Genomic DNA, 14735 nt, shown 5'->3' on the forward strand with positions numbered 1-14735 from the left:
TCGTTTCAGACGTCGCAGAGGCGGATCGCCTCGCGCAATGAGGCAACGGGATCGGGCGCGGCAGGCATGAACTCCTGCGCCAGATACCCCTTGAAACCGGTGTCGCGGATCGCGCGACAGATGGCCGGATAGTTCAGCTCCTGCCGGTCCCCGATCTCGTTCCGGCCGGGCACCCCTGCCGTGTGGTAATGCTTGAAGCAGGCGTGGTGTTTCCCGATGGTGGCGATGATGTCGCCTTCCATGATCTGCATGTGGTAGATGTCGTAGAGCAGGCCGAAGTTGTCCGAGCCGAGCCGCTGGCACAGCTCCACGCCCCAGGCAGAGTGGTCGCACAGGTAGTCGCGATGATCGACCCTGGAGTTCAGCAGTTCCATCACCAGCACCACGCCGCGCTTCTCGGCATGCCCGAGGATGCGCTTGAGTCCTGCCTCGGCATTGGCCATTCCGTCATGGGGATCCATGCCGTTGCGGTTGCCCGAGAAGCAGATGAGATTGCGATAGCCGGCATCGGCGACCAGGTCGATGTGCCGCGTGTAGCGCTCCACCAGCGGGTCGTGGAACTCACGGCCGGCAAAGCCCTTGGTCAGGCCCAGCTCCGCACCGTTGCACATCGAGCTGTAGACGCCGTGGGCTTTCAGCGTGGGCCAGTCATCCGGGCCGACCAGGTCGATGGCGGCGAAACCGATGTCCTTCACCGTCGTGCAGAGCTGGGCGACCGACAGCTGCGGGAAGGTCCAGCGGGCCACGGCGTGCTTCAGGTTGCCCTTCAGCGGTGCAGTGGCGGCGAATGCGGGCAACGCCCCCGCGGTCGTCACGGCCCCCAGGCCAATGCTGCCGGCAACTGCGAGGCGCAGCGCATCGCGCCGCGTGAGCCCCGTCGCCGGGGCCGGTCTGATCGAATGGATGGACATCCATCTGCCGGCCTCCCAACCGGTATCAAACGCAACGATTCACAGCAATGCAATCGATTGCACCATAGGGGAGGAAATTGCATGCTTGCAAGTTGCGGTGCACGAAAATTCAATGCTGCGGGGCACAACTCCGCAGGAATCGCGGACAAAGAAAAGCCCCGCATGAGCGGGGCTTTCTTTTCTGCTGCGCGCAAGCGGTCGATCAGAACGGAATATCGTCGTCAGCGAAGTCGTCCATCGGCGGCGCCTGCTGCGGCTGCGGACGCTGGTTGCCTCCCTGGTTGCCGTAACCGCCACCCTGGTTGCCGCCCTGGTTGCCATAGCCACCGCCCTGGCCACCACGCTGGCCGCCGCCACCGCCGCCGTACTCCTGGCGCGGTGCCTGCTGGCGCTGCGGACGATCGCCGCCGTAGTTGCCGCCACCGCCGCCACCGCCTTCACCGCGGCCGCCCAGCATCTGCATTTCATCGGCGATGATGTCGGTGGAGTACTTCTCCACGCCGTCCTGGCCGGTGTACTTGTCGTAACGCAGGCTGCCTTCGACGTAGACCGAGCTGCCCTTGCGCAGGTATTCGCCAGCGATCTCGCCCAGCTTGCCGAAGAACACCACGCGGTGCCATTCGGTGCGCTCCTGCTGGTTGCCATCCTTGTCCTTGCGGACGCTGGTGGTGGCCAGGCTGATGCGGGTGATCGCCATGCCGCCCTGGGTGTACTTCACGTCCGGGTCGTTGCCGAGATTGCCGACCAGGATGACTTTATTGATGCCGCGCGCCATAGGTACCTTCGTCCGTTGTCCAAGGGCAGACCGCCAGTGATAGCACAGCCCCGGGCGGGGTGCAGTACGCTGGGCCGCCCCTGGTGAAATTTGGGGGAATGCGAGAACGACGCATCTTACCATTGCCGCCGCCGTCCGCCCGGTCAGGAGACCCCGATCGCACCGAAGGATCAGGCTGATTTCCTTGTCCGGCAATGACTTACCTGCGCCCCGACCGACGTTCAGAGGGGCATTCGCGTCTGCGCATGGCATCATGCCCGGGCACCTTCCACCTGCCCGCTCCGCCCGCACATGACGATCAAAGGCAAAGCCACCTCCCTCGACATCGCCCACCTGGCCGGGGTCTCCCAGCCGACCGTGTCGCGGGCCCTGCGTGGCAGCCCGATGGTCAACGCCGAGACCCGCGAGCGCATCCTGCGCATCGCCCGCGAGCTGAATTACAAGGTCGACAAGAACGCCTCCAGTCTGCGCCTGCGCAATGCCGGCACGCTGGCCCTGCTGTTCTTCGAGGATCCGACCAACGACGATTCGCTGATCAACCCGTTCTTCCATTCGATGCTGGGCTCGATCACCCGCGCCTGCGCCCTGCACGGGCAGGACCTGCTGGTGTCGTTCCAGCAGCTGTCCACCGACTGGCAGGCCGATTACGAAGACAGCAACAAGGCCGACGGCATCATCCTGCTCGGCTACGGCGACTACCACGAATCGCGCGACCGCCTGCAGCGGCTGGTCGAACAGGGCACGCACTTCGTGCGCTGGGGCGCCGCCCTGCCTGGCCAGCCCGGTGTCTCGATCGGCAGCGACAACTTCCAGGGCGGGCATGACATCACCACCCATCTGCTGCTGCAGGGCTGCCGCCGCATCGCCTTCCTTGGCCATGCCTCCAGCCACTACCCCGAATTCCAGGAGCGCTACCGCGGCCATGTCGCGGCCCTGCAGGACCACGGCCTGGCCGCCGAACCGGCGCTGCAGCACGATGCGATCACCACCGAGGCCTCCGGCCAGGAGGCCTGCCAGGCCCTGCTGGCGCGCGGCGAGCCGATCGATGCGATCTGCGCGGCCAGCGACCTGATCGCCATCGGTGCGATGCGCGCCCTGCGCGAGGCCGGACTGCGGGTGCCGCAGGACGTGGCGGTGACCGGCTTCGACGACATCCCGCTGGCCGCTTCGGTGTCCCCGGCGCTGACCACGGTGCAGCAGGACACCAAGCAGGCCGGGCAGCTGCTGGTGGAACGCCTGCTGGCGCTGATCGGGCGGCAGCCGGTGGACAGCCAGAGCATCCCGGTGAAGCTGGTCGTGCGCGAATCATCCCTGCGCGGGTAGGCGCCGCTGGGCCGGCGCTCCGGCCAACGCACGATGGCGGGGTTCTCCCCCCATGACCAACGGCGGATGCGCACGGACGCGGTTGCGCGGATAACGCGCAGACATTGCCCATGGAAAGGTGTACGTCGCATGCTGAAGATCGATTCGCTTTCCAAGACGTACGCCAACGGCGTGCATGCCCTCAACAACGTCACCCTGGACATCCCGCGCGGCATGTTCGGCCTGCTCGGCCCGAACGGCGCTGGCAAGTCGTCGCTGATGCGCACGCTGTCCACCCTGCAGGAGGCCGACAGCGGCACGGCGACGCTCAGCATTCCGGGCGAGGCGCCGATCGACGTACTGCGCGACAAGGATGCGGTGCGCCGCCGGCTGGGCTACCTGCCGCAGGATTTCGGCGTGTACCCGAAAGTCAGCGCGCTCGACCTGCTGGAACATTTCGCGGTGCTCAAGGGCCTGACCCAGCGCGCCCAGCGTCGCGAGTTGGTCGATGGACTGCTGCAGCAGGTGAACCTCTGGGACGCGCGCAAGCGCAAGCTGGGCACCTACTCCGGCGGCATGCGACAGCGCTTCGGCATCGCTCAGGCGCTGTTGGGTGACCCACGCTTGGTAATCGTCGACGAACCCACCGCCGGCCTCGATCCGGAGGAACGCAACCGCTTCCTCAACCTGCTGGCGGCGATTGGCGAGAACGTGGCGGTGATCCTGTCCACCCACATCGTCGAGGACGTGACCGACCTGTGCCCGACGATGGCGATCATGAACAAGGGCCAGGTGCTGCTGACCGGGCGACCGGCCGATGCCATCGATGCCCTGCAGCAGCAGGTCTGGCGCAAGCAGGTCGATCCTTCGGAACTGGCCGACCATGAAGCACGCTACGTGGTGCTCTCGACCCGCCTGGTCGGGGGCCGCCCAGTGATCCACGTGCACAGCGCCAACGACCCCGGCGATGGCTTCGCGGCCGTGGCTCCCGACCTTGAGGACGTGTACTTCCAGCGCCTGCGCCTGCAGGCCCGTGCCCGCGCGGCAGCCTGAGCGGAGCACACCATGATCCTCGATTTCTTCCGTTTCGAGCTGCGCGAGCAGCTGCGCTCCCCGCTGCTGTGGCTGCTGGCCGGGCTGTTCGCCCTGCTCGCCTTCGCCGCCGCCTCCAGCGATGCGGTGCAGATCGGTGGCGGTAGCGGCAACGTGCACAGCAACGCGCCCACCGTGATCGCGCAGATGCTGGGCATCTTCACCCTGCTCGGCATGCTGGTCACTGCACTGTTCGTCAGCAATGCGCTGCTGCGTGACTTCGAACTGGGCACCGCCGAACTGATCTTCGCCAGCCCGGTGAAACGCCGCGACTACCTGGCGGGGCGCATCGCCGCTGCCCTCGCCGCCGGGCTGCTGGTTTACGTGGTGATCGCGTTCGGGCTGTGGCTGGCACCGTTCATGCCGTGGGTCGATCCCGAGCGCATGGGCCCGATCAGCTGGCAGGGCTATGCGTGGACGTTCGCGGTCATCGTCATTCCGAACCTGTTGTTCACCACCGCGCTGCTGTCACTGCTGGCGGCACTGACCCGTTCGATCCTGTGGGTCTACATCGGCCTGGTGGCCTACCTGGTGCTGTACGGGGTCAGCGCGGCCCTGCTGCGTGACATCGACAATACGTGGATCGCGGTGCTGAGCGAACCGCTGGGCATGCGCGCCCTCGGCCGCACGATCCGCTACTGGTCCACCGCCGAACGCAACAACGGGATTCCCGAGCTGGCCGGTTACCTGCTGGTCAACCGTGCTCTGTGGTTGGGTGTGGCTGCCGCGCTGTTCGCCGCCACCTTCGCGCTGTTCCGTACCGAACGCAGCGGCAGTGGTCGTCGGCGCTGGGGCCGCAGGCAGGCGCCACCGGTTGCCGATGCCGCCAGTGTCCGCCCCACCCGCGCAGCACTGCCGCGCGTGGTGCCGGCGTTCACCGCCACCACGGCGTGGCGGCAGTTCCTGCGCCAGGTGCGCTTCGATACACGCGGCGTGCTGCGCAGCGTGCCGTTCATCGTGCTGCTGGTGCTGGGCCTGGCCAACTTCCTGCCCAGCGCGCTGTTCCGGCAGACCCTGTACGGCACCTCGATCTGGCCGGTCACCTCGCAGATGATCATGGCCCTGCAGGGCGCCTTCAGCTGGCTGCTGGTGATCATCGTGCTGTTCTTCGCCGGTGAACTGGTCTGGAAGGAACGCAGCGCGCGTATCAACGAAGTGACCGATGCCATGCCGGTGCCGAACTGGGTGCCACTGCTGGCCAAGTTCACTGCGCTGCTGGCGGTGATCGTCTGCTTCCAGGCCGCCGGTGCGCTGGCCGCGATGGGCGTGCAGCTGGCCAAGGGCTACACCCATCTGGAGCCGCTGCTGTACCTGCGCAGCCTGGCGCTGGATTCGGTGGTCTACATCCTGATGGGGGGCCTGGCGCTGGTGCTGCAGGTACTCACCAACAACAAGTTCGTCGGTTACGCGCTGCTGATCGTGGTGATGATCGGCCAGGGCGTGCTCGGCCTGCTCGACTACACGCAGCACCTGTACAACTTCGGCAGCTGGCCCAACGCGCCCTATTCGGACATGAACGGCTACGGCCACTTCCTGCCGGGGCAGCTGGCCTTCCAGGGTTACTGGGCGCTGTTCCTGCTGACGCTGATGTGCCTGGCGTCAGCCTTCTGGGTACGCGGTGTCAGCCAGGGCCTGCGCCAGCGCCTGGCGCTGGCTGGCCGTCGGCTGCGCGGCCCTACCGGCGCCTTTGCGGCGCTGGCAGCAGTGGCGTTCGTCGGCGTGGGCGGCTGGCTGTACTGGAGCACCAACATCCGCAACGAGTTCATCCCGCCCGACCAGCAGCTGGACCTGCAGGCCCGCTACGAGCGCGAGCTGTCGAAGTACCGCAACCTGCCGCAGCCGCGCATTGTCGCCGTGGACAACCGCGTGGACCTGTTCCCGGAATCGCAGTCAATGGTGATCGATGCGAACTGGACCATCCGCAACCTGCACGCGCAGCCCATCCAGGACCTGCATGTCTCAATGGGCGACGACAAGCAGCTGCTGGCCGCCGACCTCGGCGGGCAGAAGCTGACCTTCCACGACAAGGATCTCGGCTACCGCATCTACCGGCTGGACAGGCCGCTGCAACCGGGCGAAACCCGCAGCGTGCATTTCCGGGTGGTGCAGAAGCCCAACGGCATCACCGCCGGCCAGGCCCCGAGCAACATCGTGGACAACGGCACGTTCTTCAACAGCCGCGTACTGCCGTCCTTCGGCTATAACGAGGGCGCCGAGATCAGCGACCGCAACGAACGCCGCAAGCGCGATCTCGGTGAACCGCGGCGCATGCCCAGGCTGGAAGACGAGGCAGCGCGGGCCAGCACCTATATCTCCAATGATGCCGACTGGCTCGATTTCCGCACCACGGTGTGCACCGCGCCGGACCAGGTCGCGCTGGCGCCGGGCTACCTGCGGCACGAGACCACGGTGAATGGCCGGCGCTGCTTCAGCTATGCCATGGACCGGCCCATGCTGAACTTCTACGCGTATCTGTCGGCACGCTGGGAGGTGCGCAAGGCGAAGTACAAGGACATCCCGATCGAGGTCTACTTCGACCCGGCGCACGGCTACAACGTGGACCGGATGATCGAGGCGGTGCAGAAATCACTGGCCTACTACGAGGCGAACTTCACGCCGTACCAGCACCGCCAGGTACGCATCATCGAGTTCCCGGGCTATGCCCGCTTCGCGCAGTCGTTCGCCAACACCATCCCCTACTCCGAGGCCATCGGTTTCATCGCTGACCTGCGTGACCCGGACAAGGTGGACTACGTGTTCTACGTGACCGCGCACGAGATCGCACACCAGTGGTGGGCGCACCAGGTGATTGGTGCCAACGTGCAGGGCGCAACGGTGCTGTCCGAATCGTTGTCGCAGTACTCGGCGCTGATGGTGATGGAGCAGGAGTACGGCCGCCAGCATATGCGCCAGTTCCTCAAGCGCGAGCTGGACGGTTACCTGTCCGGCCGCGGCGGCGAGGCCATCGAGGAACAGCCGCTGGAGCGCGTGGAGAACCAGCAGTACATCCACTACCAGAAGGGTTCGCTGGTGTTCTATCGGCTGCGCGAGGAAATCGGCGAGCATGCCCTGAACCGGGCGTTGAAGCGCTTCCTGCAGGACAAGGGCTACCAGCAGCCGCCGTACACCACCTCGCGCGAGCTGCTGGGCTACATCCGCGCCGAGACCCCGGCTGACCGCCAGCAGCTGGTCACCGATCTGTTCGAGAAGATCAGCTTCTACGACAACCGGGTGATGGCCGCCAGCGCCCGCAAGCGCGATGACGGGCGCTACGACGTGACCCTGGACCTGCACGCCGCCAAGCAGTACGCCGATGGCAAGGGCAAGGAGAGCGACGCGAAGATGGATGACTGGGTCGAGATCGGCGTGTTCGCCAACGGCCCGTCGGGCAAGGAGCGCGACCAGAAGGTGCTGTACCTGCAGCGTCACCACATCACCAGCGCCGAGCCGAAGATCACGGTGACGGTGGACGAGAAGCCGGATGAAGCGGGCTTCGATCCCTACAACAAGCTGATCGACCGGGTGAGCGATGACAACCGGCGCAAGGTGACGATGTGAGGGAGGGGGCGCCGGCCTGTGCGCCGGCGCTCCACGCAACGCGTGCGGGCTTGGCTCGGCCTTGCTGTGGTGCCGAGCCCTGCTCGGCACCTTGTCCAGGACAGCCGGCGAAGGTTCAGCGCACCGGGGACTTCGGCCCCAGCAACGCCAACAGCACATACACCACGATCGAGGCGACCGTACCTAGTGCTGCCGGTACCCCGAACGCCCAGCCCGAGCGCCCCTGCTGGCGCGCCCACTGGGCCAGATGCCAAGCCGCGCCCAGGTTGATCAGCCAGGCGATGACAAACACCGGCCACTGCACCATGCCTACCGCGCGCAGCAGGGGCATGGCCACCAGGGCCGCAACGATGGCCACGATCAGGAAGATCAGGGCCGAGCGGGAATGGCGTACCGTGGATGCGCTCATGCGGCCAACCTGCGCACCATCACCAGCACGCGATGGCTGCGGTTGTCGGCTTCCTGCACCGGCTTCCAGCCCAGCCGAGCGTACAGGCCGCCATCCAGCGCTTCGGTCTGTAGATACAACTCGGAAACGCCCATCCGAACCGCCTGCGCCGCTGCCTGCTGGACCAGCCCACTGGCCAGCCTGCGGCCCCGATGGCTGTCGGCCACGAACACGCTGCCCAGCCAGTGTTCATACTGCGGGAATGCCTGCATCTCCCTGCGCTTGAGCTGCACGGCACCAACCAACTGGTCTCCATCGAAGGCGGCGATCAGGTGCGGGAAACCTCCGGCGTCCTGCGGCGGATTGAGCCGCTGCAGTTCCTGTTCCAGCGACAGGCCCGCGTCCTGGCCCCATTGTGCGTGGTACCACTCGGCCAGTTGCTGCCGTTCCGGTGCGCCAGCGGGTAATACCCTGAATTCCATGGCAATGCCTTGATCCCGATATTGCCCAAGAGGATCACGGACGGCGCTCGAAGGGAAGCCTTCTGTAGAGTCGCGCCGTGCTCGACTGATCCGGCATTGCGCGAACGGCAGCCGAGCATGGGCTCGGCTCTACATGACAATCAACCCTGCGCGAAGTCCTTCAGGATCTCGCCGACGCCGCTGGGCGAGATCTCGAAACCCAGCTGGGTGCCCGGGTTGATCACCACGCCATAGCCACCCGGCACGCGGCGCAGCACGTCCAGCATCCGCCAGCGGATCTGGTGTTCGGCCTGCTGGCTGTAGATGCCCGCCCGCGACGGATCGGTGAACACGGCCACGTGCAGGGTGCCCTGCTTGTCGAACAGCAGCGGGTCGAAGCCGCTGCCATCGGGGGTCACCAGGCTGCCGGTCAGCAGTACCACCTCGGAGGCGACGAAGGCTTCCATGAAGGCGCGGATCGGCACCGCCCCATCCATCGCCGCCTTCAGCAGGGTTTCGATCGGGGTCTGCGGGGCGAGGTCGGTCATGGCGGTACGGCGGGGCGTGAGGGGGGCCTATTGTGCCGGATGTGGTCCCCCCGGTAGTGCCGGCCGCTGGCCGGCACCTGAAGGGACCATGGATTCATGAGTTGCCGGCCAGCGGCCGGCACTACCGCCCCAGACGCACGTCCCGCGCCTTCTGGTCGGCCATCGCCTTGTCCAGTTCGGCCTGCAGTGCCGGCTGCTGCACGGTGGCGTCCAACACATAGACCTTTACCCCATGCGCCGGCACGTCAGTCTTCAGCTGCCGCTCGACCTTCACCGTGCCGCCACCCAGCGCGTCACGCCAGGTGCCGGCTTGCAGGTAGCGATCCACCTCGAAGGTGCGCGCCACATCGCCCTTGTTCAGCAGCACCAGCGCAGTCTGCGCCACGTCACCGTGCTGCAGCACGCGGAAGAACACCGCCTCATTGCCCTGCAGGCGTTCGTTCACCTGCAGGCCGCGCTGCAGGGCCGGGGTGGCCTCGCGCAGCTTGGCAATGCGCTGCAGCGGCGCGAAGATCGGGCTCTGCGGTGCAGCGTCCACGCGCGGCTGGCCGAAGTAGGCACGGTTGCCGGCGTGCTCGGCGCGGCCGCGCATGAAGCCGGTTTCCGAACCGTAATAGACCACCGGAATGCCGCGCGCGGTGAACAGCCAGTTGTGCGCGTCGATGAAGCCGGTGTCGCTGGCCTGAAGGCGCGGCATGTCGTGGTTGTCGTAGAAGCTCATCAGCTCGTACGGATTGGCATACGGGCCACCGCTCAGATGCAGTGGCTCAGCCAGGGTCTCGAAGCCCTTGTTGGCGGTGCCGAAGGTCTGCTCCAGTGCGCCGCGCAACGGGAAATCGAGCACGCTCACGTTGGCATTGGATGGCCAGGTGTGCTCGGCAATGGTCGCCGCGTTGTAGTCGAAGGCTTCGCCAAACATGAACATGCCCGGGTGCTCGGCACGGATGCGCTTGACGAAGGCATGCCACCACGGGTGCGGCAGCCAGCCGATGGTGTCGATGCGCAACGCGTCCACGCCCTGCGCGGTCCATTGCAGGTAGGCACCGACCAGGTAGTCCATCACCGCCGGATTGTCCTGGTTGAAGTCGGACAGCTCAGCCAGGTTGCCATCGAAGATCGAGCCATCCTTGCTGTCGACCGGTCCAATGTTGTTGTAGAACGCGTGCAGCGGGTTGTGCTTCGGATCCAGTTTCTGCGGCGGCAGGTTCTGGTGGTCGGCAATCAGCGTTCCGTCCTCGTCGAAGATCTGGCCAAACTGCGGCTGCCGTATCGGCATGGTCCAGGCCGGCGAACCGTGGTTGCCCACGATATCCAGCACCACCTTCAAGCCGGCGCCGTGCAGGCCCTTGGTCAGCCCGGCGAAGTCCAGGTCCCTGCTGGGCAGGTGCTCATCGAGCTTGTAGAAATTGATGCCCCAGTAGCCGTGGTAGCCGGTCTTGCCGCGGTCGGTCAGCGTGCTGGTGCAACTGATCGGCTTGCTGCCGGTAAAGGCCTCGTCCGGGTTGTCGACGATGGGCGTGATCCACACCGCGCCGAAGCCCAGATTGCGGATGTACTCCGCGTTGTCGAGTACGCCACGGAAATCACCGCCGAGATAGCCGATGTTGCCGTCCACCTTGTCCGGGCATGGCACCGGGATGTCGAAGGTGCGGTGCGCGCCACCCTGGTCGCGATGGTCATTGGATGGATCACCGTTGACGAAGCGGTCGGTGACCACGAAATACACCGCATCGCTGGCGAACGGTTCGGTGGTGCCGACGTAGTCCGGGCGCGGCGTGGCCACGGCCTGGCCGGCGAACAGGGCAAGGGAAACGGCAACAGCCAGGACACCACGCATCACACCACCTCCGGACGGGACGGAACCCGCAGCACGCACAGGCCGGCGACGAACAGGCTGCAGCCGCCCAGCACCAGCACATGCATCGGCTGGCCACCCAGCCATGCGCGCAGGGCAAAGCCGAGCGCACTGGCCGCCACCAGCTGCGGGATCACGATGAAGAAATTGAAGATGCCCATGTACACACCCATCTTCGACGCCGGCACGCTGTCGGACAGCAGTGCATACGGCAACGACAGGATCGATGCCCAGGCAAAACCCACACCCACCATCGACAGCAGCAGCCAGTGCGGGTCGCGGATGAACATCAACGAGACCAGGCCGGCAGCGCCCAGCCACAGGTTGACCAGGTGGCTCCAGCGCAGGCCGATCGCACGCACCATCGGCGGAATCAGCACCGCCGCCAGCGCGGCGAAGCCGTTGTAGGCGCCAAACAGCACGCCCACCCAGTTGGCACCTTCGTTGTAGGCCGCCGACTGTGGATCGGTCGAACCGAAGTGGGTACCGGCCACCGCAGCAGTGGTGTAGATCCACATGGCGAAAAGCGCGAACCATGAGAAGAACTGCACCCACGCCAGGCGGCGCATGGTCACCGGCATCGCGCGCAGGTCGCCGACGATGGCGGCCAGCATATGCGTGGCCGGCAACGCGCGCGCGGCCGCCAGCAGCAGGCCGTAGCCGGCGCACAGGCCTGCCAGCACGTACAGCATCCTGTCGCCTTGTCGCCAGGTGATCAGCAGCGCCAACAGCACACCCAGCCCTAGCCACAGGGCCACCCGCGTCCATGGAGCCGGGCCGTTGATCACCGCTCCCGCATGATGCGCCGGCGGTTCGGCATCATCGAAGGCAGCCAGTTCTGCTGGTGAATATTCGCGGGTACTGACCACCGTCCAGGTGATCGCCGCCAGCAGCACCACCGCGCCGAAGTAGAACGCATAGCGCACGGTGTCCGGCACCTCACCGGCGGCGGCCGTATTGGCGACCCCGAAGTGGGCCAGGATGAACGGCAGGAAGCTGGCGACGATGGCGCCCACGCCGATGAAGAAGCTCTGCATCGCGTAGCCGGCCGGACGCTGGCGTGGCGCCAGCTGGTCGCCGACAAAGGCACGGAAAGGCTCCATCGATACGTTGATCGAGGCATCGAGCACCCACAGCGTGCCGGCCGCGATCCACAGCGTCGGCGAATTCGGCATCACCAGCAGGGCCAGCGTGGTCAGCACCGCACCGATCATGAAGAACGGACGGCGCCGCCCCCAGCGCGTCCAGGTGCGGTCGGACAGGTAGCCGATCACCGGCTGCACCAGCAGGCCGGTCAGCGGCGCGGCGATCCACAGCCCCGGTACCGCGTCGATGTCCGCGCCCAGCGTCTCGAAGATACGGCTGGCGTTGGCATTCTGCAGGGCGAAGCCGAACTGGATGCCGAGAAAACCGAAACACATGTTCCAGATCTGCCAGAACGACAGCTGGGGTTTGGCGGGGCGATTCATCGTGCGCCCTCTACAGCCACGGGCGCCACCGTCAGCGCCTGCACCTGCGCTTGGTTGAGCACGCCGTCGCGCCCGCCCTTGCCCCCGGTGTAGTGCGCGAAATGCTGCAGTGTGCTCATGTTGAAGCCCTCTTCAAGCGTAACCGCGCATCGGCCCTTCGGCACCGGGAACGTCGCCGAGGTCGAGTCCTGCACGGCCACGCTGTGCGGCAGGGTGACGGTGTGCCGCTGCAACGGCTGGCCAGGGCACTGCAGCGCCAGCTGCTTCACCGCGGCGGTCACGCCCGTGTTGATCGGCCCACTCGCGTTGCTGTACTGCAGGCGCAGGCGCACCTGCCCCGCCTTGGCCGAGGTGAACTGCCAGCGCTCGGCACCCTTCAGTCGCTGCTGCGGACCGACGCAGACCATCGGACTGTGCAGCGATTCCAATGCGCCGTCGCGCCGGGTCAGGCTCAGGCAATGCTGCAGGCCATCGTCACCGATGCGTGCCAGACCATTGCTGGCGGTGAGCGCGCGACCGTCCTGCCACAGCACCTGGCCGGCAGCGACCTCGACGTTCCAGCCCCTGCCCTTGCGTTGCGCCTGCGGTGCGGCCGGCGTGGCCGGTGCGCGCGCATTGGCGTCGGCCGTCGTCGCCACGCTGCGCGGTGCCGCTGCGGTGGCCACCAGCTGCACGGTGGTGGTGGCACCACGCGTCTTTACCTGGCCCGCCACCAGCAGGCCATCACCCACCTGCTTCGGCCGCTCCAGCACATAGCGCTTGCCATCGGCCTCCAGGGAGATGCGGCGCTGCTTGCCGAACAGTTCGGGGACCAGCGCGGCTGGCAGCTTGGGCTGCACGCGGCCGTCAGCCTGTACGCCGAATACGCCTTCGAGCACCATCGACAGATACCCAGCCACCGACCACAGCTGGCGCTCCGAATTGACCACCGGCCCGCTGAGCGCGCCTTCATCGACATGCACGGCCTGGCTGACCAGCTCGTAATTCTCCATGTTGGAACCGGCCAGCGCGGCACCCTGCATCAGCGAGCGGATCTCGGCGGCGATGCGCGGCGCATCGTCCAGCTGCCGCGCCGCACGCAGCGAGTAGGCACTGACGAACGGCCAGATCGCCCGGTTGTGATAGATCGGCTGTTGTGCTTCCTGCGGCCAGACCACCGGGCTGCCAGCCGGGCCCATCGGATACGCCGCCAGCGCACGCCGCGCGCGCTCGGGCGGCAGCACCTCGGCGAGGATGCCCAGCGAGAGGCCGAGCAGATCGACCTTGGCGTACGGCACCGGGTGCGCGGCTTCGCCGATGTAGCTCATGTACTGGCCGATATCCTCGCGCCAGAAGCGCGCATCGATCTGCTGGGCCAATGCATCGGCCCAGGCCTTGTAGTCGGCCGCGCGGGCATCGCCGCGCTGCCCGGCCAAGCGTTCGGCCAGGCGCAGTGCCTGATAGTGCAGCACGTTGGTGGACAGTGCATAGGAATCACCGATGAAGCGCACGTCCTCGCGGGTCCAGTCCGGATAGGTCTGCTCACGCCAGTCCAGGAACGAAGTCTCGCCACGGTACAGGCCCATCTGCGCGTCGAACACCATCGCGCGGTCCTGCGCCAGCGTGCCCTGCAGCGCCTGCCAGACCTGGTCGGCAAATGCGCGATCCTCCAGCAGCTGGCGAGCCGCCAGGAACCACACCACGCGGTCGCTGCTGATCGGCCAACTGCCACCGGAACCGGTGTCCTGCGCCACAAACAGGCCGGGCGTGTGCCCATCGCGCGCCGCCGACAGCTTGAACTGCAGCGACTGCCGGGTGCGCTTCGGGTCCAGGCGTGCGAGCGCCAGATCGGCGGCAAAGCTGACATCGCGCGTCCACACATAGGGCCAGCGCGCGCCGGTCTGGAAGCACTCGCACGGCACCGGTCGGCCTTCGTCGAACGCGGGATCGCGAATCGCGTCCACACGGTCCTGGTCCATCTCCTGCTGGGCCAGCGCGAACAGTGCATCGAACATCACGCTGCCGGTCTGGCTGCGCATCGGTGCGGCTGCGATCTGCACTGCGCCCTTCGGCGCATGCAGCACGAAGCTGCCCTTGGCAGCGGCTTCGGCGCGCGCATGGCGGCCGTCGAATTGCAGGTCGGCCGCCTGCGCGGTCGTCCCCAGCGCTGCCCCCAGGGCAGCGGTCAGGCAAATGATCTTCAGCATCGAAGCGGCGGACCGGCTTGCGCCCGTCGGCCTCCCTCCCTCTCTGCACGCGTTGTAGGTCCGCACCGTCGTTGCAGGCGGGCGGGCGCGGCCCCTCCCTCAAGGTGCCTGGGCCCCATGGTAGACGCGGGGCTGTCGACTGCGTCCAGTTGCATACGTATTCATGGCGTCACGCGGTAGCGCGCCCGCC

Annotated in this window: 11 protein-coding genes; 3 read left to right on the top strand and 8 right to left on the bottom strand. The window is 66.7% G+C overall.

The genetic code is table 11. The annotated features are described in order from the left end of the window. Positions 1 to 5: 5 nt before the first annotated feature. Together AC10QF_RS02385 and AC10QF_RS02390 are read right to left on the bottom strand one after the other, a co-directional pair. Positions 6 to 911, bottom strand: a complete 906-nt coding sequence (locus tag AC10QF_RS02385) for a hydroxypyruvate isomerase family protein (protein ID WP_494541674.1) — start codon at positions 909 to 911, stop codon at positions 6 to 8. Between the two features lie 202 nt (positions 912 to 1113). Next, the gene (locus tag AC10QF_RS02390) at positions 1114 to 1686 is read right to left on the bottom strand and encodes a single-stranded DNA-binding protein (protein ID WP_043034165.1); all 573 of its coding nucleotides are present in this window, start codon (positions 1684 to 1686) and stop codon (positions 1114 to 1116) included. A 291-nt stretch (positions 1687 to 1977) separates the two neighbouring features. On the opposite strand from AC10QF_RS02390, the gene AC10QF_RS02395 reads away from it, so the two are divergent. The 3 genes from AC10QF_RS02395 (at position 1978) to AC10QF_RS02405 (ending at position 7638) form a co-directional block, all read left to right on the top strand. Further along, a complete protein-coding gene (locus tag AC10QF_RS02395; protein ID WP_053496894.1) occupies positions 1978 to 3009 on the top strand; it encodes a LacI family DNA-binding transcriptional regulator in 1032 nt (343 codons plus the stop codon). Positions 3010 to 3138: 129 nt separating this feature from the next. Then, positions 3139 to 4041: an ABC transporter ATP-binding protein gene (locus tag AC10QF_RS02400; protein ID WP_447900785.1), complete on the top strand. Its 903-nt coding sequence runs from the start codon at positions 3139 to 3141 to the stop codon at positions 4039 to 4041. Between the two features lie 12 nt (positions 4042 to 4053). Beyond that, the gene (locus AC10QF_RS02405) at positions 4054 to 7638 is read left to right on the top strand and encodes an ABC transporter permease/M1 family aminopeptidase (RefSeq protein ID WP_494541675.1); all 3585 of its coding nucleotides are present in this window, start codon (positions 4054 to 4056) and stop codon (positions 7636 to 7638) included. 115 nt (positions 7639 to 7753) lie between these two features. Here AC10QF_RS02405 and AC10QF_RS02410 read toward each other — a convergent pair whose 3' ends face one another. The 6 genes from AC10QF_RS02410 to AC10QF_RS02435 all read right to left on the bottom strand — a co-directional run bounded on the left by AC10QF_RS02410 (position 7754) and on the right by AC10QF_RS02435 (position 14545). Beyond that, positions 7754 to 8047, bottom strand: a complete 294-nt coding sequence (locus AC10QF_RS02410) for a hypothetical protein (RefSeq protein WP_065177907.1) — start codon at positions 8045 to 8047, stop codon at positions 7754 to 7756. After that, the gene (locus AC10QF_RS02415; RefSeq protein WP_494541676.1) at positions 8044 to 8508 is read right to left on the bottom strand and encodes a GNAT family N-acetyltransferase; all 465 of its coding nucleotides are present in this window, start codon (positions 8506 to 8508) and stop codon (positions 8044 to 8046) included. Before AC10QF_RS02415 ends, AC10QF_RS02410 begins: the two co-directional genes overlap by 4 nt. A 140-nt stretch (positions 8509 to 8648) precedes the next feature. Then, on the bottom strand, positions 8649 to 9035 hold the full coding sequence (locus AC10QF_RS02420; RefSeq protein ID WP_494541677.1) for an SseB family protein: 387 nt from the start codon (positions 9033 to 9035) through the stop codon (positions 8649 to 8651). Positions 9036 to 9156: 121 nt separating this feature from the next. Further along, a complete protein-coding gene (locus tag AC10QF_RS02425) occupies positions 9157 to 10872 on the bottom strand; it encodes an alpha-amylase family glycosyl hydrolase (RefSeq protein ID WP_494541678.1) in 1716 nt (571 codons plus the stop codon). Beyond that, positions 10872 to 12359, bottom strand: a complete 1488-nt coding sequence (locus AC10QF_RS02430; protein ID WP_494541679.1) for an MFS transporter — start codon at positions 12357 to 12359, stop codon at positions 10872 to 10874. Before AC10QF_RS02430 ends, AC10QF_RS02425 begins: the two co-directional genes overlap by 1 nt. Further along, positions 12356 to 14545, bottom strand: coding sequence for a glucosidase family protein (locus AC10QF_RS02435; protein ID WP_494541680.1), 2190 nt, complete (start codon positions 14543 to 14545; stop codon positions 12356 to 12358). Before AC10QF_RS02435 ends, AC10QF_RS02430 begins: the two co-directional genes overlap by 4 nt. Positions 14546 to 14735: the final 190 nt, after the last annotated feature.

The sequence above is a fragment of the Stenotrophomonas maltophilia complex sp. Om-AH-Sm3 genome, assembly GCF_059337855.1.